This is a genomic window from Streptomyces abyssomicinicus (assembly GCF_008974245.1).
Classification (GTDB): domain Bacteria; phylum Actinomycetota; class Actinomycetes; order Streptomycetales; family Streptomycetaceae; genus Streptomyces; species Streptomyces abyssomicinicus.
In genome coordinates this window covers 321,421-344,539 of record NZ_BBZI01000008.1, presented here as the reverse complement: position 1 = coordinate 344,539, position 23,119 = coordinate 321,421, and the positions used below count along the sequence as shown (strand labels likewise).

Annotated in this window: 16 protein-coding genes; 7 read left to right on the top strand and 9 right to left on the bottom strand. The window is 72.8% G+C overall.

What is annotated here, in order from left to right:
• Positions 1 to 25: 25 nt before the first annotated feature.
• From GBN72_RS18470 to GBN72_RS18450, 5 genes are all read right to left on the bottom strand, one after another.
• The gene (locus tag GBN72_RS18470; protein WP_151772955.1) at positions 26 to 535 is read right to left on the bottom strand and encodes a nucleoside deaminase; all 510 of its coding nucleotides are present in this window, start codon (positions 533 to 535) and stop codon (positions 26 to 28) included.
• 86 nt (positions 536 to 621) lie between these two features.
• Entirely contained in the window at positions 622 to 1,425 is an 804-nt protein-coding gene (locus GBN72_RS18465) for an isocitrate lyase/PEP mutase family protein (RefSeq protein WP_151772954.1), read from the bottom strand.
• A gap of 799 nt (positions 1,426 to 2,224) precedes the next feature.
• The gene (locus GBN72_RS18460; protein ID WP_151772953.1) at positions 2,225 to 2,746 is read right to left on the bottom strand and encodes a pyridoxamine 5'-phosphate oxidase family protein; all 522 of its coding nucleotides are present in this window, start codon (positions 2,744 to 2,746) and stop codon (positions 2,225 to 2,227) included.
• Between the two features lie 175 nt (positions 2,747 to 2,921).
• The gene (locus GBN72_RS18455) at positions 2,922 to 3,215 is read right to left on the bottom strand and encodes a helix-turn-helix domain-containing protein (RefSeq protein WP_170315363.1); all 294 of its coding nucleotides are present in this window, start codon (positions 3,213 to 3,215) and stop codon (positions 2,922 to 2,924) included.
• Entirely contained in the window at positions 3,215 to 3,733 is a 519-nt protein-coding gene (locus tag GBN72_RS18450; RefSeq protein ID WP_151772952.1) for a DUF2975 domain-containing protein, read from the bottom strand. The genes GBN72_RS18455 and GBN72_RS18450 overlap by 1 nt, the downstream gene beginning before the upstream one ends.
• Positions 3,734 to 3,863: 130 nt before the next feature.
• Between GBN72_RS18450 and GBN72_RS18445 the strand changes: the two genes are divergently transcribed.
• Entirely contained in the window at positions 3,864 to 4,415 is a 552-nt protein-coding gene (locus GBN72_RS18445) for a hypothetical protein (protein WP_151772951.1), read from the top strand.
• Between the two features lie 114 nt (positions 4,416 to 4,529).
• Here GBN72_RS18445 and GBN72_RS18440 read toward each other — a convergent pair whose 3' ends face one another.
• Entirely contained in the window at positions 4,530 to 4,976 is a 447-nt protein-coding gene (locus GBN72_RS18440; RefSeq protein WP_151773302.1) for a VOC family protein, read from the bottom strand.
• Between the two features lie 119 nt (positions 4,977 to 5,095).
• Here GBN72_RS18440 and GBN72_RS18435 point away from each other — a divergent pair, with 119 nt between their 5' ends.
• The gene (locus GBN72_RS18435; RefSeq protein WP_151772950.1) at positions 5,096 to 8,119 is read left to right on the top strand and encodes a bifunctional [glutamine synthetase] adenylyltransferase/[glutamine synthetase]-adenylyl-L-tyrosine phosphorylase; all 3,024 of its coding nucleotides are present in this window, start codon (positions 5,096 to 5,098) and stop codon (positions 8,117 to 8,119) included.
• 91 nt (positions 8,120 to 8,210) lie between these two features.
• On the opposite strand, the gene GBN72_RS18430 is transcribed toward GBN72_RS18435, so the two are convergent.
• Together GBN72_RS18430 and GBN72_RS18425 are read right to left on the bottom strand one after the other, a co-directional pair.
• Entirely contained in the window at positions 8,211 to 9,203 is a 993-nt protein-coding gene (locus GBN72_RS18430; RefSeq protein ID WP_151772949.1) for a phosphatase PAP2 family protein, read from the bottom strand.
• Positions 9,204 to 9,977: 774 nt separating this feature from the next.
• Positions 9,978 to 11,015: a LacI family DNA-binding transcriptional regulator gene (locus GBN72_RS18425; RefSeq protein ID WP_151772948.1), complete on the bottom strand. Its 1,038-nt coding sequence runs from the start codon at positions 11,013 to 11,015 to the stop codon at positions 9,978 to 9,980.
• Positions 11,016 to 11,412: 397 nt separating this feature from the next.
• Here GBN72_RS18425 and GBN72_RS18420 point away from each other — a divergent pair, with 397 nt between their 5' ends.
• The 5 genes from GBN72_RS18420 (at position 11,413) to pulA (ending at position 22,564) form a co-directional block, all read left to right on the top strand.
• A complete protein-coding gene (locus tag GBN72_RS18420; protein WP_151772947.1) occupies positions 11,413 to 12,684 on the top strand; it encodes an extracellular solute-binding protein in 1,272 nt (423 codons plus the stop codon).
• Between the two features lie 127 nt (positions 12,685 to 12,811).
• A complete protein-coding gene (locus tag GBN72_RS18415; RefSeq protein WP_151772946.1) occupies positions 12,812 to 13,747 on the top strand; it encodes a carbohydrate ABC transporter permease in 936 nt (311 codons plus the stop codon).
• 10 nt (positions 13,748 to 13,757) lie between these two features.
• Positions 13,758 to 14,660 carry a sugar ABC transporter permease gene (locus GBN72_RS18410; RefSeq protein ID WP_151772945.1) on the top strand — a complete coding sequence of 301 codons (903 nt, stop codon included), beginning with the start codon at positions 13,758 to 13,760 and terminating at the stop codon, positions 14,658 to 14,660.
• 63 nt (positions 14,661 to 14,723) lie between these two features.
• On the top strand, positions 14,724 to 16,412 hold the full coding sequence (locus GBN72_RS18405) for a glycoside hydrolase family 13 protein (RefSeq protein ID WP_151772944.1): 1,689 nt from the start codon (positions 14,724 to 14,726) through the stop codon (positions 16,410 to 16,412).
• 800 nt (positions 16,413 to 17,212) lie between these two features.
• Positions 17,213 to 22,564 carry a pullulanase-type alpha-1,6-glucosidase gene (gene pulA, locus GBN72_RS18395; RefSeq protein ID WP_246212668.1) on the top strand — a complete coding sequence of 1,784 codons (5,352 nt, stop codon included), beginning with the start codon at positions 17,213 to 17,215 and terminating at the stop codon, positions 22,562 to 22,564.
• Between the two features lie 81 nt (positions 22,565 to 22,645).
• Here pulA and GBN72_RS18390 read toward each other — a convergent pair whose 3' ends face one another.
• Entirely contained in the window at positions 22,646 to 23,014 is a 369-nt protein-coding gene (locus tag GBN72_RS18390) for a DUF4190 domain-containing protein (protein WP_151772942.1), read from the bottom strand.
• Between the last annotated feature and the right edge of the window lie 105 nt (positions 23,015 to 23,119).

Genomic DNA, 23,119 nt, shown 5'->3' with positions numbered 1-23,119 from the left:
TGACAGCGGGGCGCGGGTGACACGGCTAGCGCTGCCGCTGCCGTGGCCCCGTTCCGTCGGCCGGGTGGTGCAGGCGGTGGTGCAGGGCGCGCACGTCGTCGACCAGCTCGGGCACGGGTCCCTCCACCACCGCGTCGGGCACGACCGCGGTGACCGGCAGGGCGGCGACCGGAGCGGCGGGTACGCCCCACTCGGTGAGCCAGCCCACCAGTTGGGCGCCGGAGGCCACGTAGACGATGCGGCCTAGGCCCACCCAGCCGTGGGCGGCGGCGCACATCGGGCAGTGCTCGCCGGAGGTGTAGACGGTGGCCGCCCTCCGCTCCTGGGGAGTCAGGTGCCGGGCGGCCCAGCGGGCCAGGGCGAATTCCGGGTGCTGGGTGTGGTCGCCGGAGGCGACATGGTTGTGGTCCTCGCCCAGGACGGTCCCGTTGCCCGCGACGAGCACGGACCCGAAGGGTTCGTCGCCCGCCTCCAGGGCCTGGGCCGCCAGTTCCACGCAACGGCGCAGGTGCGCCAGATCCACGTCGCTGATCACCGCCTCACCCTAACCGCACGCCGTGCCCGCGGCAGGCCGGGGCAGGGCAGGGCGGGGCGGAGCGGCCGGGCGCGGGCGTCGGCCGGTCACGTGAAGAGGCCGTCGAGCTCGCCGTGGTCGAGGGCCGGCCGGAGGGAGTCGTAGCCGCCGGTGCGGTGCAGTTCCCGGGCCGCCCGCCGCACGGCGGCGTGGGCGGCCTGGGCCACGCCCGAGCCGAGGCTGACCCGGGCCACCCCAAGGGCGCCCAGCTCGTGCACTCGGGGCATGCCCGGTCCCGCCATGACGTTGAGGGGGACCGTCAGGCCCGCGGCCAGCTCCTTGATCACGCCCGGATCGGTGAGGCCCGGGACGAAAATGCCGTCGGCTCCGGCGTCGACGTAGCCGCGCGCCCGGGCCAGCGTGTCCCGCAGGCGGGTCGCGGGATCGCCGAGGCCGAGCAGGTAGGTGTCGACGCGGGCGTTGACGAACAGGTCGATGCCCGCCCTCCCCGCCGCGCCGCGGGCGGCGACCACCCGGTCGGCGAGGACCCGCGGCGGGCGGGCCCCGTCCTCGATGTTGACGCCCACCACCCCGGCGTCGAGCACGCGGGCGACGGTGTCCGCGACCTCGGCGGGGGTCCGTCCGTAGCCGCCCTCGATGTCGGCGGTGACCGGGACGGTGACCGCGGCGGCGACGCGGGCGAGGACGCCCAGGACCAGGTCCCGGGAGACGCGGTCCCCGTCCGGGGCGCCGAGCGACCAAGCCGTCCCCGCGCTGGTGGTGGCTACCGCGGGAGCCCCCGCGGCTTCGACCACGCGGGCGGTGGCGACGTCCCAGGCGTTCGCGAGGGCGAGGGGGCGGGCGGGGGTGTGGAGGGAGCGGAAGTGCGCGGACTTGGTCGCAGTGGTCATGCCGCTCAGACAATCAGCGGGCGCGGGCGCCGTCCGGCGGGAATCCGACACGGACGTGGTACGCCCCCGGGGCACGGCACGGCACGGCACGGCACGGCGCGGCACGAATGCGGAGGGCCCCCGCAGCACGGAGCCGGACGGTGACCCGGGCGTCGGGAACCGGGCGGGGACGGTTCCCGACGCCGTCAGGTGCCCGCTTCAGCCGCACGACTCGTCGGGCCGGACGACCTCGCTCGGACGGGTCGTCGAGCCCGAGCAGGAGCACCTGGCCGGCCGGCCGCCTCCGCCCGGAGTGCGTCGCTGCGGCCGGTGCCGCTGAAGCAGGCGAGGGCGCACCCGGTGGGGTCCATGCCACGGGAGCCCAGCACCTCTCTCGCCCGGCGCGGCCTGTCGAGGTGGGGCACGACCATGACCGTGCCCCACTTGGCCTCTCCCCGCAGGGCGGCCGCCTGCCGCGCGCCGCCGTGGCCGCCCGCGACGACGGCCACGTCGACCTCGGTCTGCCGCCGGGCAGCCGGATCGGTGACGACATCGCTGCCGACCTCATCGAGCGAGCCGCGGGTAGGGACGTTGCCCGGCCCGAGCACGTACTCGCGGCACATCGCCTCGGAACGCGGCCCCGCGGCCCGGGCGGCGAAGCGTTACCCGGACCGGCGCCCCACACCTCGAACCGCCTGCCCGGCGCCTCCAGCCGGTTCGGCGGGGAGGGGCGGCCGCCGGTGTGCCTTGAGCGGCTCCCGTGGCGTCGGCGGCGTGGTCGTCGAGCGGCCCCTCGGTGCGTGGTCCACCCGTCGGGGACTCAGGCGAACCGCCAGCGGGTCTGGCTGAACGGGCGGCCCTTGCCGAAGCCGAAGACGGTGCGGGGCGCGACGGCGAAGACGACGGCGGAGCCGGGCCCGTGGTGGAAGTGGCCGTCGCGGACCTCGAAGCGCCAGAAGTCGCCGTACTTGCGTTCCCACGCTGCGGCGAGGTCGCGCAGCCGGGCGTCGTCCTCGACCCGTACCGCCTCGCCCTCGACGACCAGGTCGTACCCGGTGTCCCACAGGTTGGTGCCGGTGGTGAGGGTGACGTGCGGGTTGGCGGCGAGGTTGCGGGCCTTGCGCTCGTCGGGGCCGGTGCAGAAGTGGAGGGCGTCCTCGGCCCAGACGGCCGGCAGCGGGGTGACGTGCGGACGGCCGTCGGGGCGGACGGTGGAGATCCAGAAGAGCTCGGCCGCGGCCAGCAGGCGCTGCGCCTCGGGCCACTCGGGAGGGATGGCGTCCGGATCGCTGTAGCGGGCGTCGAGGTGGGACTCGACGGGTTGGACGGGTTCGGCGGCCATGGCGGTCCTCCAGGTGAGGGGCCCGAACGGGGAAACGGGGAGCGGTGACCCGGCGTGCTCCACCGTGTTCCCCGTTTCGCGCCGAACCAGCCCGGCCGGCCACCCTTCCGTCCCGGACTCCGCCGGGATGCCGCAGGGGCCGCTCCGCCAGGGCCGCGCGGGAACCCCCTCCCCGCTAGGCCCGGTCCGCGCGGGCCCGGTCCGCGCCGTCGCGGGGCGTGCCGGCGGTGTCGGGCTCCGCGGGCTCCGCCGGCCCGGCGGGGTCCTCGGGCTCCCAGCGCAGCAGGTCGCCCGGCTGGCACCGCAGCACCTCGCAGAGCGCGGCGAGCGTGGTGAAGCGCACCGCCTTGGCGCGGCCGTTCTTCAAGACCGCCAGGTTGGCGGGCGTGATCCCGACGCGGTCCGCGAGCTCGCCCACGGACATCTTCCGGCGGGCCAGCATCACGTCGACGTCGACGACGATCGGCATCAGATCACCTCGTCCAGCTCGGCCCGCATCCGCGACGCCTCGACGTCACGGTCCACGGCCTGGGTGAGCAGCGTCCGCAGGACCAGGACGACCAGCGCGACGCCGAACACGGCCAGCCCGGCCCCGCCCACCAGCAGCACGATGCCCGGCGCGACCTGGTCCTCCTCCGGCCCTCCGGAGTTCAGCGAGGCCAGGAACACGCCGAGGATCCAGATCAGCACGGCCGCCGTGGCGAAACCGCCGGTGATCAGGTCGACGTAGCGGAACGCGGCGTGCGAGAACACCGTCCCGCGTCGCGCCATCGTCACCAGTCGCCAGACGGACACCAGCACCACCTGGGCGGCGACGACCCCCAGGAACACGATCACGACGAACGGCACCCGCAGCTGCGCGACCTCGTCGGCCTCGCGCTGCATGTCCATGAAGATCAACGGCAGCATCACGGCCTGGATGAACAGCGATCCCGCGAGCAGTGCGGCGATGACGGCCCGCAGGGCGAGCACGGCCAGCTTTCCCATCGCCCCTCCCTTTCAGTCAATCGAGGAACGATGGGAACTTATCGAAAAACGATAGGTCACCGCAAGGGGGCGGGCACCCGGAGTCAGTGCCGGCACCCGGAGTCGGTGCGGGCCTCTACTGTCGGCCGTCATGGGGTACCGCTACGAGACAGTCGCCGACCATGACGCCACGCTGGAGGACGCCGCCGAACTCGCGGACCGGGGCCTGAAGTGGCTGGTCGCGGAGGGAATCGTCCGGGACGGCCCGGGCCACCCGCCGGGGGAGCGCTGGTACCTGGCGGTCGGCCCGGCGGACCTGGAGCCCGGGGGCACGCTGGAGATCATGCCCCTGCGGGCCGTCTTCGACGGCGGCCCCCGGCGCGACCCGTCGTACGCCGTCTGTCCGCACTGCGCCGGTCACCTGGTGCTGGACGGGATCGGCCGGTACACGGAGCAGGTGGCGTGGGAGCTCGTCGAGGAGGCCATCGACACGTGGCACGACACCGGCCGGGCCGCCCTCGCCTGCCCGCACTGCGGCCGGGACGCCGACCTGACCGCCTGGGCCTGGGACGGCGACTACTTCGCCTTCGCCTGCCTGGGCTTCACGTTCCGGGACTGGCCCCCGCTGGACGGCGGCTTCGTCGAGGAGTTCGCGCGGGTGCTGGGCGGGCACCGTGTGACCGTGGTCGCCGGCAGGTACTGAGGCCGAGGCCCGCGACGGCCCCGCGACCGAGCCCCGCGACCGAGCCCCCGACCGAGCCGCGCCCCCGCGCGGCGGCCCCCGCGCCCGCTCCGCGACCCCGCTCCGCGCCCCGCGCTACCCCTGCCGCTTCGCCGCCTGCTCGGCCAGCACCCGGTGCAGCGGTTCCGTGGCGCGGCGGCGGTACTCCTGGACCGCCCAGCCGTTGCCGTCCGGGTCGCTGAAGTACATGAACGTCGCGCCGTCCTGCCCCTCGACGTAGGCGACCGGTTCGCTGACGTCGAGGCCGCGGGCGGTCAGCTCCTCGTACGCGCGGCCGATGTCCGGGACGCAGAGCTGGAGGCCGTGGTAGGTGCCGGGACGCAGGACGCCGGTGGGGATCTCCATGCCCTCGGCCAGGGCGATGGAGCAGCCGGAACCGGGCGGCGTGAGCTGCACGATGCGCAGGCCGGGGGCCACCTCGCCGTCGAAGTCGACGTGGAAGCCGACCTTCTCCGCGTAGAACTGCTTGGCCCGGTCCACGTCCGAGACGGGCACCGGGATCACCTCGAGCGTCATCTCCATGTTCGTCATGGCTTCACCGAAGCCCACCCGCGCCGACCGCGCCAGCGGACGGCTCCGGGCGGGTGGGCGGGGGCTAGGCTCGGCCACGGACGGTCACGACGGAGGAGAGGGCGGCGCGGATGGCGACTCCGGGGCGGCGGAGCAGCACCTTCACCCTGCTGCTGCGGCACGGGTTCACGGACCCCTCGGCCGCCGGGAAACTGCTGGAGAGCCCCGCACTGAGCGAGGTCCGCGGCGACCCGCTGCTGCTGGAGGCCCTCGGCGCCACCGCCGACCCGGACCTCGCGCTGCGCGGCCTGACCCGCCTGCTGGAGGCGCAGCCGGACCGCACCGGCCGGGCCCGGCTGCTGGACACCCTGCTCGCCGCCAAGCCGCTGCGGGACCGGCTGCTGGGCGTGCTCGGCGCGTCCGAGGCGCTCGGCGACCACCTGGCACGGCACCCGCACGACTGGCAGGCGCTCGTCAGCTACGAGCCGCGCGACCTGCACCAGGGCGTGCCGGAGTTCGAGGAGCAACTGGCCGGGGCCCACGACCCGGTGACGCTGCGGGTGGCCTACCGGCGCTGCCTGATGTCGATCGCGGCCCGCGACGTGTGCGGCACGATCGACGTCGCCGAGACCGCGGGAGAGCTCGCCGACCTGGCCACCGCCACGCTGCGCGCCGCGCTCTCCCTGGCCGGGGCGGCCGCGCCCGAGGACGCCGCACTGTGCCGCCTCGCCGTGATCGCGATGGGCAAGTGCGGAGGCCACGAGCTGAACTACGTCTCCGACGTCGACGTGATCTTCGTGGCGGAGCCCGCCCGGGACGCCGACGAGCGGGAGGCCCTTCAGGCGGCCACCCGGCTCGCCTCGCACCTGATGCGGATCTGCTCCGAGACGACCGTGGAGGGGTCGATCTGGCCCGTCGACGCCAACCTGCGGCCCGAGGGACGCAACGGCCCCCTGGTACGGACCCTCAACAGCCACATCGCCTACTACCAGCGGTGGGCCAAGACCTGGGAGTTCCAGGCGCTGCTCAAGGCCCGCCCGGTCGCCGGCGACGAGGAACTGGGCGCGGACTACCTGGCGGCGCTCCAGCCGATGGTGTGGCAGGCCGCCGAGCGGGAGAACTTCGTCGCCGACGTGCAGCAGATGCGGCGGCGGGTGGTCGCCGGCATCCCGGCGGCCGAGCTGGAACGGGAACTGAAGCTGGGGCCGGGCGGGCTGCGGGACGTCGAGTTCGCGGTGCAGCTCCTCCAGCTCGTGCACGGCCGCGCCGACACCTCGCTGCGCAGCGGCACCACCCTCGACGCGCTCAAGGCGCTCGCCACCGGCGGCTACGTCGGCCGCGAGGACGCCGCCGGCCTGGACGCCGCCTACCGCTTCCTGCGCGAGACCGAGCACCGCATCCAGCTGTACCGGCTGCGCCGCACCCACCTGATGCCCGAGGGCGAGGACGACCTGCGCCGCCTCGGCCGCTCACTGGGACTGCGCGCCGAACCCGTCACCGAGCTGCGCAAGGAGTGGCGCAAGCACTCCTCGGTGGTGCGGCGGCTGCACGAGAAGCTCTTCTACCGCCCGCTGCTCAACGCCGTGGCCCAGCTCGCCCCCGGCGAGGCCCGGCTGCGGCCGGAGGCGGCGCGCGAGCGGATGGTCGCGCTCGGCTACGCCGACCCGGCCGCCGCGCTGCGCCACCTGGAGGCGCTGTCGGCCGGCGTCTCCCGCAAGGCGTCCATCCAGCGCACCCTGCTGCCGGTGCTGCTCGGCTGGTTCGCCGACTCCGCCGACCCGGACGCCGGACTGCTCAACTTCCGCAAGGTGTCCGACGCGCTCGGCACCACCCCCTGGTACCTGCGGCTGCTGCGCGACGAGGGCGCGGCGGCGGAGAACCTGGCCCGGGTGCTGTCCGCCGGACGCTTCGCCCCCGACCTGCTGCTGCGCGCGCCCGAGGCGGTCGCACTGCTCGGCGACGGCGAGGGGGAGGGCGGACGCGGCGTCGGCGGGGGCCTGGAGCCGCGGTCCCGGGAGCGGCTGGAGCAGGAGATCCTGGCCGCGGTGAGCCGCGCGGGCACCGCCGAGCAGGGCGTGTACGTGGCCCGCGGGGTGCGGCGGCGCGAACTGTTCCGGACCGCGGCGGCGGACATCGTGCGCTCCTACGGCACCGAGGCCCAGCCGGCCGAGGCCGACCGGGGCGCGCTGGTCGACCGGGTCGGGACGGCCGTCTCCGATCTCACCGCCGCGACCCTGGCCGGCACGCTGCGGGCGGTGGTGCGCGAGCGGTGGGGCGACGAGCTGCCCACCCGGTTCGCGGTCATCGGCATGGGCCGCTTCGGCGGGCACGAGCTGGGCTACGGCTCCGACGCGGACGTGCTCTTCGTCCACGAACCGCGGGAGGGCGTCGACGAGGCGGAGGCGGCGAAGGCGGCCAACGCGGTGGTCGCCGAGATGCGGCGGCTGCTGCAGCTGCCGAGCACCGACCCGCCGCTGATCGTCGACGCGGACCTGCGGCCGGAGGGGCGCACCGGGCCGCTGGTGCGCACGCTCGCCTCGTACGAGGCGTACTACCGGCGGTGGTCGCTGGCCTGGGAGTCGCACGCGTTGCTGCGGGCGGACCCGGTCGCCGGGGACGCGGAGCTGGGGCGGCGGTTCCTCGAGCTGATCGACCCCTTGCGGTATCCGGCGGGCGGGCTCGGCGACGACGCGGTGCGGGAGGTGCGGCGGCTCAAGGCCCGGATGGAGTCGGAGCGGCTGCCGCGCGGCGCGGACCCGACGCTCCACACCAAGCTGGGGCGCGGCGGCCTCACGGACGTCGAGTGGACGGTCCAGCTGACGCAGCTGCGGCACGGTGCGGACGTCCCCTCCCTGCGGACCACGCGGACCCGGGAGGCACTGCGGGCGGCACGCGACGCGGGGCTGATGTCCGCGGACGACGCCCAGGTGCTGGACGAGGCGTGGATCCTGGCGACCCGGGTCCGCAACGCGGTGATGCTGGTGCGGGGCCGGGCGGGGGACACGTTCCCCACGGACGTGCGGGAGCTGGCGGCCGTCGGCCGCTACCTCGGGTTCGGCCCCGGGCGGGCGGGCGACATGATCGACGCGTACCGGCGTACGACGCGGCGGGCGCGGGCGGTCGTGGAGCGGCTGTTCTACGACGACGGGTCGTGACGTCCCGGCCCGTCGTCGTGGAACGGCCTGCCGTCCTGGTGGAACGGCGGCGGGAGGGCCGCGCCCGCGCGATCCGTCGGGCGCGGCTCCTTCAAGGGTGGGGGTTGCGGGGGAGGGCCGGCTCTCGGGGGACGGATGGCTCCGGCGCGTCCTCGGACCGGGCGGGCGCGGGTGCCTCCTCGGACCGGGCGGGCGCGGGCATGGCCGGGCCGTGCGGGGCGGAGGGCACCGGCCCGCCGCCCGAGGGCCGCGGCAGGGCGGGTGGAGCCGCGGCGGCGCGCCGGAAGGGGCCGGGGACGGCCGCGGGGCCGTACCAGAGGCGGGCGACGGTCCAGCCGAAGGCGAGGCAGATCAGGCCACCCACCGCGTCGAGCCAGAAGTGGTTCGCGGTCGCGACGATGACCACCAGCGTCGCCACCGGATACAGCAACGCCAGCACCCGCACCCACGGCACCCGCGCCAGCGCGTAGATCGTGAGGCCGGACCAGACCGACCAGCCGATGTGCATCGACGGCATCGCCGCGTACTGGTTCGACATGTGCTTCAGGTCGCCGGAGGCCATCGACCCCCATGTCCCGTGCACCAGCACCGTGTCGATGAAGGCAGAGCCGTTCATCAGCCGTGGTGGCGCCAGCGGGAACAGGTAGTAGCCGACCAGCGCGACCGCCGTCGTCGCGAACAGCACCGTGCGCGCACCGGAGTAGAGCGCGGGGCGGCTGCGGAACAGCCACACCAGCACGCCCAGCGTGACCACGAAGTGCAGGGTCGCGTAGTAGTAGTTCATGCCGACGATCAGCCACTCGACCGAGTTCACGGCGTGGTTGACCGTTTTTTCGACGGCGAGGCCGAGCCGGTTCTCCACGTCCCACAGCCAGTCGGCGTTGCGCAGGGCCACCGCCCGCTGCTCCGGAACCGCGTTGCGGATCAGGGAGTACGTCCAGTAACTCGCGCCGATCAGCAGGATCTCGAACCAGATCCGGGGCCGGCGCGGAGTGCGCAGCCGGCGCAGCCTGCCCGGTCGTACGTCGGCGCCCGCGACGGTGCCGGAGTCGGCCTGCCGCGGGCGGCCTTCCAAAGCGGTCACGGTCCCTCACCCATGGCACGTCAGTCTGCCAGAAACGTCTTACCCGACCGATCATCCTCCGGATGGATCCCTGTCGCATTTCGTTCGGGGAAAACCCCGGGGGAACTCGGGGAGACACCTGAGGGAAACCCTGAGGAAGCCTCGAGCAGGCCCGCGGAACCCCCGGAGAGGCCCCCAGCGGCCCGGAAAGCCCCGGGAGGCCCCCGGAGCCTTCAAGGCACCCGGGAGCCCTGGAGACGCCCGGAGGGGGCCCGAGAGCCCGGAGAGGACCGGACCGCCCCTGGAGCCCGGAGACGCCCGGTGAAGCCGAAGCGGCCCGGAACCGCCCGGGAGCGGCCGGGGGCGGGAGGGGGCGGGAGGGGTGCGGGGAGGCTCCGGCCGGCCCGGACCCCGGGCGCCGGAAGGCTCGGAGATGCCTTGGGCCCGGGCGGGCGGGGAGTCCGGAGTGGCCATGACGGTTGGCGGGGCCCGCAAGGCCCGGGGAGGTCCTGAGAAGTGCGCGCGGGCCCTCGATGCAGGTTGAGGCCCGGACGGCGCGGGGTGGGGAGATCCGCCGGCGCCGGTGACCGGGAGCGGCTCGGAGGGGGGCCGAAGGCCAGGAAGCCCAGGAGGTGGGCGGGGAGCCGGCCGCCCGCGGTCACCCGGTGGCGGCCCTGATCGGGTCTGGTCGCCCGGTGGCGGCCCTGATCGGCCCGTGGGCGTTCAGTGGGGCCCGGATCGGCCCGTGGTCGCCCGGTGGGAGGCGGCGGCAAGGGGAGACGGGGCGGGCGGTGGTCAGGGCGACGTGGTGGGGCCGGCCGGTGGGGCGGAGGCGGTGGAGCCGCGGACCACCAGCTCCGGCATGAAGACGAACTCGCTGTGCGGCGCGGGCGTGCCCGCGATCTCCTCCAGCAGCGTGCGCACCGCCGCCTGCCCCATGGCCGGCACCGGCTTGCGCACGGTGGTGAGCGGCGGATCGGTGAAGGCGATCAGCGTGGAGTCGTCGAACCCGACCACGGAGACGTCCTCCGGTACCTGGAGCCCGAGCCCGCGGGCCGCGCGTATCGCGCCCAGCGCCATCATGTCGCTGGCGCAGACCACCGCCGTGCAGCCGCGGTCGATCAGGGCGGTGGCGGCGGCCTGGCCGCCCTCCAGGGTGTACAGCGAGTGCTCGATCATCGAGGAGGCCTCCTCCTCGGACAGGCCCAGCCGTTCCCGCATCGCCGCCACGAAGCCCTCGGCCTTGCGCAGCACCGGCACGAACCGGTGCGGGCCGAGGGCCAGCCCGATCCGGGTGTGGCCCAGCGAGGCGAGGTGCGTGACCGCCAGGGACATCGCCGCCCGGTCGTCGGGGGAGATGAACGGCGCGCGGACCCGCGGGGAGAAGCCGTCGACCAGCACGAACGGCACGCCCTGCGCACGCAGCCGCTCGTAGCGGCCCATGTCGGCGGAGGTGTCGGCGTGCAGGCCGGAGACGAAGATGATGCCGTCGACGCCGCGGTCGACGAGCATCTCCGTGAGCTCGTCCTCGGTGGAGCCGCCCGGCGTCTGGGTGGCGAGCACCGGGGTGTAGCCCTGCCGGGTCAGCGCCTGGCCGATGACCTGGGCCAGGGCCGGGAAGATCGGGTTCTCCAGCTCGGGCGTGATCAGCCCGACCAGGCCCTCGCTGCGCTGGCGCAGCCGGACGGGGCGTTCGTATCCGAGGACGTCGAGCGCGGCCAGCACGGCCTGGCGGGTGGCGGCGGCGACTCCCGGCTTCCCGTTGAGAACCCGGCTGACAGTCGCTTCACTCACTCCCGCCTGCGCGGCGATGTCGGCAAGCCGTGCGGTCACGGGAGGCGACTGTACCGGCCTCCGCGCGCGCGGCCTGTACGCGGGCTGCTGCCTCATCCGCTCCCCGTCTCCTCGTGGCCTCTCGATGATGGGCCGTCACATACAAGCCCGCAAGAACTTGCAAAGTCTTGCACACGCGTACGAGGTCCTGTCCGGGAAGTGCGACTCACGCCACACGGCGTGCTGTTTGTCCCTTTTCCTGCGCGTTCGGGTGGGTGGTGTTCGGCCAGATCGGCGGCCCCGGAGTCGGCTTGGCGGCGGTGAGGACACAGTTCGGCAGCTTTTTTTCTGCAAGGTCTTTCGCTCGGGTTGCAGCGCTGTTACGTTTCCGGTCGCCCGCCGGTTGCAAGGACGCAGCCGGCCAGTGCACCGGGCACTCACCCTCCAAGGAGAACTCATGCGGCGTGGCATAGCGGCCACCGCGCTGGCGGCGTCCCTCGCTCTGACGGCGACGGCCTGCGGCGGGGACGGCGACTCGAAGGCTGACGGCGGCACCGTCACCATCACGTGGTGGGACACCACCAACGCGACCAACGAGGCGCCGACCTACAAGGCCCTGGTCAAGGAGTTCGAGGCCGCCAACAAGGGCATCAAGGTCAAGTACGTCAACGTGCCCTTCGACCAGGCGCAGAACAAGTTCGACACGGCCGCCGGTGCCTCCGGTGCCCCGGACGTGCTGCGCGCCGAGGTCGGCTGGACCCCCGCCTTCGCGCAGAAGGGCTACCTGCTGCCGCTGGACGGCACCGAGGCCCTCGCGGACCAGGACAAGTTCCAGCCGAACCTGATCAAGCAGGCGCAGTTCGAGGGCAAGACCTACGGTGTCCCGATCGTCACGGACACCCTGGCGCTGGTCTACAACAAGAAGCTCTTCGCGGACGCGGGCATCGACAAGGCCCCGGCCACCTGGGAAGAGCTGAAGGACGCCGCCGCGGCCGTCAAGGAGAAGACGGGCAAGGACGGCTACTGGGGCTCCACCGCCGGTTACTACGCCATGCCGTTCCTCTTCGGCGAGGGCACCGACACGGTCGACGTGGCGGGCAAGAAGGTCACGGTCAACTCCGCCGAGGCCAAGAAGGGCTTCGAGGCCTGGCAGGGCCTGTTCGAGGGCAAGGGCCTGCACAAGGCCGACGGCACCGCCGACGCGTACGCCCACATCCAGGACGCGTTCGTCAACGGTGAGGTCGCCTCGATCATCCAGGGCCCGTGGGAGATCACGAACTTCTACAAGGGTTCGGCCTTCCAGGACAAGCAGAACCTGGGCATCGCCACGGTTCCGGCCGGCTCCGGCGGCACCGCCGGCGCCCCCACCGGCGGTCACAACCTGTCGGTCTACGCCGGTTCGGACAAGGCGCACCAGGAGGCCGCGCTGAAGTTCGTCAACTTCATGACCTCCGCGAAGTCGCAGGAGACCGTGGCGCTGAAGAACTCCACGCTGCCCACGCGTGACGACGCCTACACCGACGAGGTCAAGGCCGACCCGGGCATCGCCGGCTACCAGGGCGTCCTGCCGGCCGCCCAGCCGCGCCCCGAACTGCCCGAGTACAGCTCGCTGTTCGGCAAGCTCGACGCCGAACTGCCGGCCGTCGCCACCGGCAAGAAGTCGCTGGACGAGGGTCTGAGCGCGATCGAGACCGAAATGGCGAAGCTCCTGCCGGAGTTCAGCAAGTAGTCCGGCAGCACGGACCGGGGCGGCCGGTCGGCCCGACCTGACACGGGTCGGCCGGCCGCCCCCGCTCCTGTCGTCCCTCTTCCATCCCGACGAACGGCCGGATCCCGGCCTCGAAGGTGTCGTATCCATGATCGCTCGTATCCGCCACGGATGGCGCCGGCACTGGTACGCCTACGCGATGATCGCGCCGGTGGTCCTGGTGCTGGGCGTGCTCGTCCTGTACCCGCTGGCCTACGGCTTCTGGCTCACCCTGACCGACGCGAACTCGCTGAACTCCGCCCGCACCATCGGCGTCAACGAGATCGAGGCCACCTACCAGTTCGTCGGGCTGGACAACTACGCGGACATCCTCTTCGGAGAGACCGCGTACGACCGGTTCTGGTCCCACTTCATCTGGACCATCGTGTGGACCGCCGCCTGCGTGACGCTCCACTACACGCTGGGCCTCGGCCTGGCGATGCTGCTCAACCAGAAGATACGCGGGCGCACCTTCTACCGGCTGATGCTGATCCTGCCGTGGGCGGTGCCGACCTTCGTCACCGTCTTCGGCTGGCGCTTCATGCTCGCCGACGAGGGCGTCATCAACGCCGGCCTCGAACTGCTGAACCTGCCGACGCCGGCCTGGCTGGAGGACAGCTTCTGGCAGCGGTTCGCGGCGATCATGGTCAACACCTGGTGCGGTGTGCCGTTCATGATGGTCTCGCTGCTCGGCGGCCTGCAGTCGATCGACGCCAACCTCTACGAGGCTGCCGAACTCGACGGCGCGTCCCCCTGGCAGCGGTTCCGCTACGTCACCCTGCCCGGCCTGCGCTCGGTGAGCTCCACCGTGGTGCTGCTGGGCATCATCTGGACGTTCAACCAGTTCGCGGTCATCTTCCTGCTGTTCGGCACCAAGGCGCCGGACGCGCAGATCCTGGTCACCTGGGCCTACTTCCTGGGCTTCGGCCAGCAGCCGCGGGACTTCGCGCAGTCGGCGTCCTACGGCATGTTGCTGCTGGCGATCCTGGTCGTCTTCACGTCCTTCTACCGCCGCTGGCTGGCCCGCGGCGAGCAGCAGTCCTGAGGCAGGAGCCATGACTACCCACACCCTCGAGACCCCCGTCGAGGCGGCCCCCGCCCGGACCGCGCCCAAGGCGGTGCGCCGCCGCGGCGAGCCCCGCCCGCTGTTCCGGGTCTTCACGCACGCCGTCCTGATCGTCGCGAGCCTGGTCGCGGTCGCCCCGGTCGCCTGGATCTTCCTGCTGTCGCTCGGCCCGGACAAGGACGACTACCTGCGTCCCGGCGGCATCTTCGGCAAGGCCACCCTGGACAACTACGTCCAGGTCCTCACCGAGACCAACTTCTTCCACTGGATGCAGAGCTCGCTGATCGTCTCGCTGGGCACCACCGTGTTCGGCGTGCTGATCGCGGCCACCACCGGCTACGCCGTCTCCCGGATGCGCTTCCCCGGGCAGAAGAAGCTGATGTGGGTGCTGCTGTGCACCCAGATGTTCCCGATCGCCGTGCTGATCGTGCCGATGTACCAGATCCTCACCAGCCTGGGGCTGCTCGACAGCTACGGCGGCCTGATCCTGGTCTACTGCTCCACCGCCGTCCCCTACTCGGCGTGGCTGCTCAAGGGCTACTTCGACACGATCCCGTTCGAGATCGACGAGGCCGGCCGCGTCGACGGCCTGAGCCCGTTCGGCACCTTCGTGCGGCTGATCCTGCCGCTGGCCCGGCCGGGCCTGGCGGTCGCCGCCTTCTACAACTTCATCACCGCGTTCGGCGAGGTCGCCTTCGCCTCGACGTTCATGCTCGACGACACCAAGTACACCTTCGCGGTGGGCCTGCAGAGCTTCGTCAGCGAGCACGACGCCCAGCGGCACCTGATGGCCGCCACCGCGGTCCTGGTGGCGATCCCGGTCTCGGCCTTCTTCTACCTGGTCCAGAAGAACCTGGTCGCCGGCCTCACCGCCGGCGGCACCAAGGGCTGACCCGCGGCGCCACCGGCACCACCCCCCCACGACAGCGACCACTCGGCTCACAGCAAGGACGTCATGAGTCACCAGACCGCCGACCCCGCCTCCCGTTCCGACAGCTCCGTCCGCTCCGCCGTCGCGGACCGCCACGACTGGTGGCGCGACGCGGTGATCTACCAGGTCTACCCGCGCAGCTTCGCCGACAGCGACGGCGACGGCATGGGCGACCTGCCCGGCATCCGCGCCCGGCTGCCCTACCTGCGCGACCTGGGCGTGGACGCGGTGTGGCTGAGCCCCTTCTACGCCTCCCCGCAGGCCGACGCCGGCTACGACGTGGCCGACTACCGTGCCGTCGACCCGATGTTCGGCAACCTGCTGGACGCCGACGGTCTCATCCGCGACGCCCACGAGCTGGGCCTGCGGATCATCGTCGACCTGGTGCCCAACCACTCCTCCGACCAGCACGAGTGGTTCAAGCGGGCCCTCGCCGAGGGCCCCGGCTCGCCGCTGCGCGACCGCTACCACTTCCGCCCCGGCAAGGGCGCGAACGGTGAACTCCCGCCCAACGACTGGGAGTCCATCTTCGGCGGCCCCGCCTGGACCCGCGTCACCGAGCCCGACGGCACGGCCGGCGAGTGGTACCTGCACCTGTTCGCCCCGGAGCAGCCCGACTTCAACTGGGAACACCCGGCGGTCAACGACGAGTTCCGCTCCATCCTGCGCTTCTGGCTGGACATGGGCGTCGACGGCTTCCGGATCGACGTCGCGCACGGCATGGTCAAGGCCGCAGGCCTGCCCGACATCGGCGGCAACGAGCAGGTCAAGCTGCTCGGCGACGGCGTGGTCCCGTTCTTCGACCAGGACGGCGTCCACGACATCTACCGCCAGTGGCGGCTCATCCTCGACGAGTACAGCCGGGACCGGGTGTTCGTCGCCGAGGCGTGGACCCCGACCGTCGAGCGCACCGCCCACTACGTGCGCCCCGACGAGCTGCACCAGGCGTTCAACTTCCAGTACCTGAGCAGCCACTGGGACGCGGCCGAGCTGCGTGAGGTCATCGACCGCACGCTGGAGGCGATGAAGCCGGTGGGCGCGCCCGCCACCTGGGTGCTCTCCAACCACGACGTCACCCGGCACGCCACCCGCTTCGGCAACCCGGCCGGCCTGGGCACCCAGATCCGCGAGGCCGGCGACCGCGAGCTCGGCCTGCGCCGCGCCCGCGCCGCCACCCTGCTGATGCTGGCGCTGCCCGGCTCCGCCTACCTGTACCAGGGCGAGGAGCTCGGCCTGCCGGACGTCGTCGACCTGCCCGACGAGGCGCGCCAGGACCCCGCCTACTTCCGCGGCGCGGGCCAGGACGGCTTCCGCGACGGCTGCCGGGTGCCGATCCCGTGGACCCGCGAGGGCTCCAGCCACGGCTTCGGCGACGGCGGCAGCTGGCTCCCGCAGCCCGAGGGCTGGGGCGAGCTGAGCGTCGAGGCGCAGACCGGGGTCGCCGGCTCCACCCTGGAGCTGTACCGCTCCGCCCTCGCCGCGCGCCGTGCGACGCCGGACCTCGGCGCGGGGGAGGACGTGCAGTGGCTGCGCGCCCCCGAGGGCGTGCTGGCGTTCCGCCGCGGCGCGTTCGTCTGCGTCGCCAACACCACCGGTGAGCCGGTGCCGTTCTCGGCGCCCGGCCGCCTGCTGCTGGCCAGCGGCGAGGTCACCGTCACCGACGGCGAGGCCCGCATCCCGGCCGACACCACCGCTTGGTGGACCACCGCCTGACCCCCGGCCGACCCGGCCGACCCGGCTGGCCCGGCTGATCCGGCTGATCCGGCCGGTCCGGCCAAACCGGCTGGCCCGGCTGATCCGGCTGATCCGGCTGATCCGGCCGATCCGGCCGATCCGGCCGATCCGGCCAAACCGGCTGGTCCGGCTGATTCGGCTGGCCCGGCTGATTCGGCTGGTCCGGCTGATTCGGCTGGCCCGGCTGATCGGGCCGATCCGGCTGGTTCGGCCAAACCGGCTGGCCCGGCCGAACAGGCCGACCCGGCTAAACCGGCTGGTCCGGTTAAACCGGCTGATCCGGCTGATCCGGCTGATTCGGCTGGCCCGGCTGATCGGGCCGATCCGGCTGGTTCGGCCAAACCGGCTGGCCCGGCCGAACAGGCCGACCCGGCTAAACCGGCTGGTCCGGTTAAACCAGCTGGTCCGGCCGATCCAGCCGAACCGGCTGATCCGGCTGGCCCGGCTGGCCCGGCGGATTCGGCCGAACCGGCTGGCCCGGCCGACCCGACCGACCGGTGGGCCGCAGGTCGACGTACCGCCCGCTCGTCGCCCTGCGGCCCACCGGTTTCACCACCCCCCCGCACAACCGCACGTCTCCCCGTGGCCTGCCGCCCCTTCGCGGCAGGCCACGGGCGAACCCAGCCCCCGCGCGGCCACCCCCACGCTCCGCCGGCCGCCGCATCGCAGCTCACCGGACGTCAAGGAGGACCTTCGTGGTGAGTACAAGGAGAACCCGGGCGGCATCGCCGCTCACCGGCGCAGGGAAGCCGGGCCGAGGCCCGGCAGGCGGGGCGCGGATCGCCGCGGTCACCGCCGCCGCGCTCGCCGCGACCCTGCTGCCGCCGCTGGCCGCCCAGGCCGCCGAGCCCCCGGCGCCCCCGTCGGACGCGAAGCTCGCCGCCCAGCCGGCCCGCCACGACCTGACCCGCGAGCAGTTCTACTTCGTCCTGCCGGATCGTTTCGCCAACGGTGACACCTCCAACGACCGCGGCGGCCTCACCGGCTCCCGCACGGCCACCGGCTTCGACCCCGCCGACAAGGGCTTCTACCAGGGCGGCGACCTCAAGGGCCTCACGAAGAAGCTCGACTACATCAAGGGCATGGGCACCACCGCCATCTGGATGGCGCCCATCTTCAAGAACCAGCCCGTCCAGGGCACCGGCGACCAGGCATCGGCCGGCTACCACGGCTACTGGATCACCGACTTCACCCAGGTCGACCCGCACTTCGGCACCAACGCCGACCTGGAGAAGCTGATCGACGCCGCCCACGCCAAGGGCATGAAGGTCTTCTTCGACGTCATCACCAACCACACCGCCGACGTCGTCGACTACCAGGAGAAGTCCTACTCCTACCTCTCCAAGGGCGCCTTCCCCTACCTGACGAAGGACGGCGAGCCCTTCGACGACGCCGACCACGCCGAGGGCGGCGACCGCTTCCCCGCCGTCGGCTCCGGCTCCTTCCCCCGCACCCCCGTGGTGCCGGAGGCGAAGAAGAACGTCAAGGTCCCCGCCTGGCTCAACGACCCGGCGATGTACCACAACCGCGGCGACTCCACCTACGCCGGCGAGTCCACCACCTACGGCGACTTCTCCGGCCTCGACGACCTGTGGACCGAGCGCCCCGAGGTCGTCTCCGGCATGGAGAAGATCTACCAGCGCTGGGTCAAGGACTTCGGCATCGACGGCTTCCGGATCGACACCGTGAAGCACGTGAACATGGAGTTCTGGACCCAGTGGGCCACCGCCCTCGACGCCTACGCCGCCAAGCGGGGCCGGGACGACTTCTTCATGTTCGGCGAGGTGTACTCCAGCGACACCTCCGTGACCGCCCCGTACGTCACCGAGGGCCGCCTCGACGCCACGCTCGACTTCCCCTTCCAGGAGGCCGCGCGCCAGTACGCCTCGCAGGGCGGCAGCGCGAAGAAGCTCGCCTCGGTCTACGGCGACGACTACAAGTACGCCACCGACAAGGCGAACGCCTACGAGCAGGTCACCTTCCTCGGCAACCACGACATGGGGCGCATCGGCCACTTCCTCGCGGCCGACGACTCCGGTGCCTCCGACGCCGAACTGCTGAGCAGGGCGAAGCTCGCCAACGAGCTGATGTTCCTCGGCCGAGGCAACCCGGTGATCTACTACGGCGACGAGCAGGGCTTCACCGGCGCCGGCGGCGACAAGGACGCCCGCCAGACCATGTTCGCCTCGAAGACCGCCGACTACCTCGACGACGACCAGATCGGCACCGACCGCACCCACGCCGAGGACGCCTTCGACACCGGAGCACCGCTCTACCGGCAGATCAGTGCTCTCGCCAAGCTGCGCAAGGCCCACCCGGCCCTCGCCGACGGCGTGCAGACCGAGCGCCACGCGGCCGACGGGGCCGGCGTCTACGCCTTCTCCCGCACCGACGCGAAGTCCGGTGTCGAGTACCTGGTCGCCTTCAACAACGCCGACGAGGCCACCTCCGCGACGTTCGCCACCGGGTCCGCCGACGCCTCCTTCCGCGGCATCCACGGCACCGACGCCACCCTGAGGAGCGACGCCGACCGCAAGGTGACGGTCACCGTCCCGGCCGGCTCCGCCGTCGTGTTCCAGGCCAAGGCCCCGCTGCCCAAGCCCGCCGCCGCGCCCTCCGTCACCCTCACCGCCCCGGAGGCCGGAGCCACCGGCACCGTCACGGTGAATGCCGACGTCGACGGGGGACAGCTCAACCGCGTCGTGTTCGCCGCCCAGGTCGGCAACGGCCCCTGGAAGGTGCTCGGCTCCGCCGACCACGCCCCCTACCGGGTCACCCACACCATCGGTGAGGACGTCCCCGCCGGCACCGCCCTGCGCTACAAGGCCGTCGTCGTCGACCGCGCCGGCCGCACCGCGAGCGACACCGCCGCCTCCACCACGGGCACCCCGCCCGCCCCCGAGGTCCCCGTCGCCGTCTCCCGCGACCACGTGCTGGTCCACTACAAGCGCGCCGACGGCGACTACGACGACTGGGGCCTGTACGCCTGGGGCGACATCGCCGAGGGCGAGGCCACCGAGTGGCCCAAGAGCCACCCGTTCTCCGGCCGCGACGCCTACGGCGCCTTCGCCTGGGTCAAGCTCAAGCCCGGCGCCTCCGACGTCGGCTTCCTGGTGATCGACAAGGACGGCGACAAGGACGTCGCCGCCGACCGCAGCGTCGACGTCACCCGCACCGGTGAGGTCTGGATCGAGCAGGGCAAGGAGGACGTCCGCACCGAGAAGCCCGCCGCCGAGTACCCCGAGCCCGATCCCGCAAAGGCGGTCCTGCACTACCACCGCGCCGACGGCGACTACGAGGGCTGGGGCCTGCACGTCTGGTCCGGCGCCGCCAACCCGACCGACTGGGCCCGCCCCGTGCAGCCCAGCGAGGTCGACTCCTTCGGCGCCGTCTACGAGGTGCCCCTCGCCGAGGGCGCGACCAGCCTCAGCTACATCCTCCACAAGGGTGACCAGAAGGACCTCCCCACCGACCAGGCCCTCGACCTCAAGGCCAACGGCAACGAGGTCTGGCTGCTGGCCGGACAGGAGAAGTACCTGCTCCCGCAGCCCGCGGGCAGCTCCGGCGCCCTCGACCTGACGACCTCCAAGGCCGTCTGGACCGACCGCACCACCGTCGTCTGGGACGGCTCCCCGGCCGCCGCCTCCACCCAGCTGCTCGCCTCCCGCGACGGCTCCCTCACGGTGAAGGACGGCGCGCTCACCGGCGACGCCACCTGGCTGCGGCTGAACCCGGGCAAGCTCACCGACGAGCAGAAGGCCCGCTTCCCGCACCTCGCCAAGGGCACCGCCTGGACCGTCGACCCGCGCGACGCCGACCGCGTCCGCGAGGCGCTGCGCGGCCAGGTCGTCGCCACCCAGCACGCCGCCAACGGCGCGGTCCTCGCCGCCACCGGCGTGCAGACCGCGGGCGTCCTCGACGACCTGTACCCGAAGGCCACCCAGGCCGACCTCGGGCCGGTCTTCGACCGCAACCGCCCCACCCTCTCCGTGTGGGCGCCCACCGCGCAGGACGTCGACCTGGAGATCGGCTCGGCCACCGTGCCCATGCGGCGCGACTCCGCGACCGGCGTCTGGTCGGTCACCGGGCCCGCCTCCTGGAAGAACAAGCCCTACCGGTACGTGGTGAAGGTCTTCGCCCCCACCGAGCAGAAGGTCGTCGTCAACAAGGTCACCGACCCCTACTCGCTCGCGCTGACCGCCGACTCCACCCACAGCCTGGCCGTCGACCTCGGCGACCGCGCCCTCGCCCCCGCCGGCTGGACCGGCCTCGACAAGCCCCGGGCCGTCCCGCTGCGCGACGCGCAGATCCAGGAACTGCACATCCGCGACTTCTCCGTCGCCGACGACACCGTGCCGGCCGCCGACCGCGGCACCTACCGGGCGTTCGCCGACACCGGCAGCGACGGCTCGAAGCACCTGAAGGAGCTGGCCGACGCCGGCAACTCCTACGTGCACCTGCTGCCCGCCTTCGACATCGCCACCATCCCCGAGCGCAAGGCGGACCAGGCGAGCCCGGACTGCGACCTCGCGTCGCTGCCCGCCGACTCGCCCCGCCAGCAGGAATGCGTCGCCGCCACCGCGGCCAAGGACGCCTACAACTGGGGCTACGACCCGTACCACTACACCGTCCCCGAGGGCTCCTACGCCTCCGACCCGGACGGCACGAAGCGCACCGCCGAGTTCCGGCAGATGGTCAAGTCGCTCAACGACAACGGCCTGCGCGTCGTGATGGACGTCGTGTACAACCACACCGCCGCGTCCGGCCAGGCGAAGACCTCGGTCCTCGACCGGATCGTGCCCGGCTACTACCACCGGCTCCTCGAGGACGGCAGCGTCGCCACCTCCACCTGCTGCGCCAACACCGCGCCCGAGAACGCCATGATGGGCAAGCTGGTCGTCGACTCCGTGGTCACCTGGGCCAAGGAGTACAAGGTCGACGGCTTCCGCTTCGACCTGATGGGCCACCACCCCAAGGCCAACATGGTCGCCGTCCGCGAGGCGCTCGACTCCCTCACCGTGCGGAAGGACGGCGTCGACGGCAAGAGCATCCTGCTGTACGGGGAGGGCTGGAACTTCGGCGAGATCGCCGACGACGCCCGGTTCGTCCAGGCCACCCAGAAGCACATGGCCGGCACCGGCATCGCCACCTTCTCCGACCGCGCCCGCGACGCCGTGCGCGGCGGCGGCCCCTTCGACGAGGACCCGGGCGTCCAGGGCTTCGCCTCCGGCCTCTACACCGACCCCAACACCTCCGCCGCCAACGGCAGCGAGGCCGAGCAGAAGGCCCGGCTGCTCCACTACCAGGACCTGATCAAGGTCGGCCTCACCGGCAACCTCGCCGGGTACCGCTTCACCGACACCTCCGGCAAGGAGGTCACCGGCGCCCAGGTCGACTACAACGGCTCGCCCGCCGGATACGCCGAGGCCCCCGGCGACGCCCTCGCCTACGCCGACGCGCACGACAACGAGTCCCTGTTCGACGCCCTCACCTTCAAGCTGCCGGCCGGCACCCTGGCCGGCGACCGAGCCCGGATGCAGGTCCTCGCCATGGCGACCGCCGCCCTCTCCCAGGGACCGGCGCTCTCCCAGGCGGGCACCGACCTGCTGCGCTCCAAGTCGCTGGACCGCAACTCCTACGACAGCGGCGACTGGTTCAACGCCATCCACTGGAACTGCGCGGCAGGCAACGGCTTCGGCGTCGGCCTGCCCCCGGCGGCCGACAACGAGCCCAAGTGGGGCTACGCCAAGCCCCTGCTGACCACGGTCTCGGTCGGCTGCGAGGAGATCCGGGGCGCTTCCGCCGCCTACCGCGACCTCCTGCGCATCCGCACCACGGAGAAGGCGTTCTCCCTGGACAGCGGGGAGAAGGTGCAGCAGGAGCTGTCCTTCCCGCTCTCCGGCGAGAAGGAGACACCCGGCGTCATCACCATGCGCCTCGGCGACCTCGTGGTGGTCTTCAACGCCACCCCCGAGGCGCAGGAGCAGCACGTCGGCGGCCTCGGCGACGCCGCGTACCGGCTCCACCCGGAGCAGGCCTCGGGCCTCGACCCGGTCGTGAAGTCCGCGTCCTTCTCGGACGGCACGTTCAGCGTCCCCGGCCGCACGGTGGCGGTGTTCACCGCCTCCTGACGAGCGGCGCCCGCACGGCGACGGCGACGCCCCCCGCACACCGCGGGGGGCGTCGCCGTTCGTGGCCGCGGGGGGAGCGGGTCAGTCGTTGACCTCGCTGCCGTAGTCCCGCTCGCACTGGTCCATCTCCGCCTGCGTCTCGGCCTGCTCGACGCACTCCTGGAGGTTCTTGAACTCGTCCGAGTTGAGGACCGACGCCCCGACCGCCACCAGCACCAGGGAGGCGATCAGCCCGATGCCGCCCAGCACCGCGCCGGCGATCGCCAACTTCCCGTGCGGGGCGCCGTCGCGGCGGGCCCTGCGCATGCCCAGGATGCCGAAGACCAGCGCGAGCACCCCGAGCAGGATGCCGCCGAGCACGGTCCAGAAGAAGACGACCGCCAGGATGCCGAGGACCAGGGCGGGGATGGCGAGACCGTTCTTCGGCTGCGGCCGGTCGAAGGAGGACATGGCGTCACACTCATCTCTGGGAGGGTCCGACAGGGTACGAACTGCCGTCTTCCCCAGGAGCGTTGACGGATTCCTCACCGCCTCGAAGGGCGGGCCGCCAGGTGA

What these genes read in the sequence shown, in the direction of transcription:
- GBN72_RS18465 (WP_151772954.1), bottom strand. Translation starts at nt 1,425, where the DNA reads ATGACCACTGCGACCAAGTCCGCGCACTTCCGCTCCCTCCACACCCCC.
- GBN72_RS18460 (WP_151772953.1), bottom strand. Translation starts at nt 2,746, where the DNA reads ATGGCCGCCGAACCCGTCCAACCCGTCGAGTCCCACCTCGACGCCCGC.
- GBN72_RS18455 (WP_170315363.1), bottom strand. Translation starts at nt 3,215, where the DNA reads ATGCCGATCGTCGTCGACGTCGACGTGATGCTGGCCCGCCGGAAGATG.
- GBN72_RS18450 (WP_151772952.1), bottom strand. Translation starts at nt 3,733, where the DNA reads ATGGGAAAGCTGGCCGTGCTCGCCCTGCGGGCCGTCATCGCCGCACTG.
- GBN72_RS18445 (WP_151772951.1), top strand. Translation starts at nt 3,864, where the DNA reads ATGGGGTACCGCTACGAGACAGTCGCCGACCATGACGCCACGCTGGAG.
- GBN72_RS18440 (WP_151773302.1), bottom strand. Translation starts at nt 4,976, where the DNA reads ATGGAGATGACGCTCGAGGTGATCCCGGTGCCCGTCTCGGACGTGGAC.
- GBN72_RS18435 (WP_151772950.1), top strand. Translation starts at nt 5,096, where the DNA reads ATGGCGACTCCGGGGCGGCGGAGCAGCACCTTCACCCTGCTGCTGCGG.
- GBN72_RS18420 (WP_151772947.1), top strand. Translation starts at nt 11,413, where the DNA reads ATGCGGCGTGGCATAGCGGCCACCGCGCTGGCGGCGTCCCTCGCTCTG.
- GBN72_RS18415 (WP_151772946.1), top strand. Translation starts at nt 12,812, where the DNA reads ATGATCGCTCGTATCCGCCACGGATGGCGCCGGCACTGGTACGCCTAC.
- GBN72_RS18410 (WP_151772945.1), top strand. Translation starts at nt 13,758, where the DNA reads ATGACTACCCACACCCTCGAGACCCCCGTCGAGGCGGCCCCCGCCCGG.
- GBN72_RS18405 (WP_151772944.1), top strand. Translation starts at nt 14,724, where the DNA reads ATGAGTCACCAGACCGCCGACCCCGCCTCCCGTTCCGACAGCTCCGTC.
- GBN72_RS18390 (WP_151772942.1), bottom strand. Translation starts at nt 23,014, where the DNA reads ATGTCCTCCTTCGACCGGCCGCAGCCGAAGAACGGTCTCGCCATCCCC.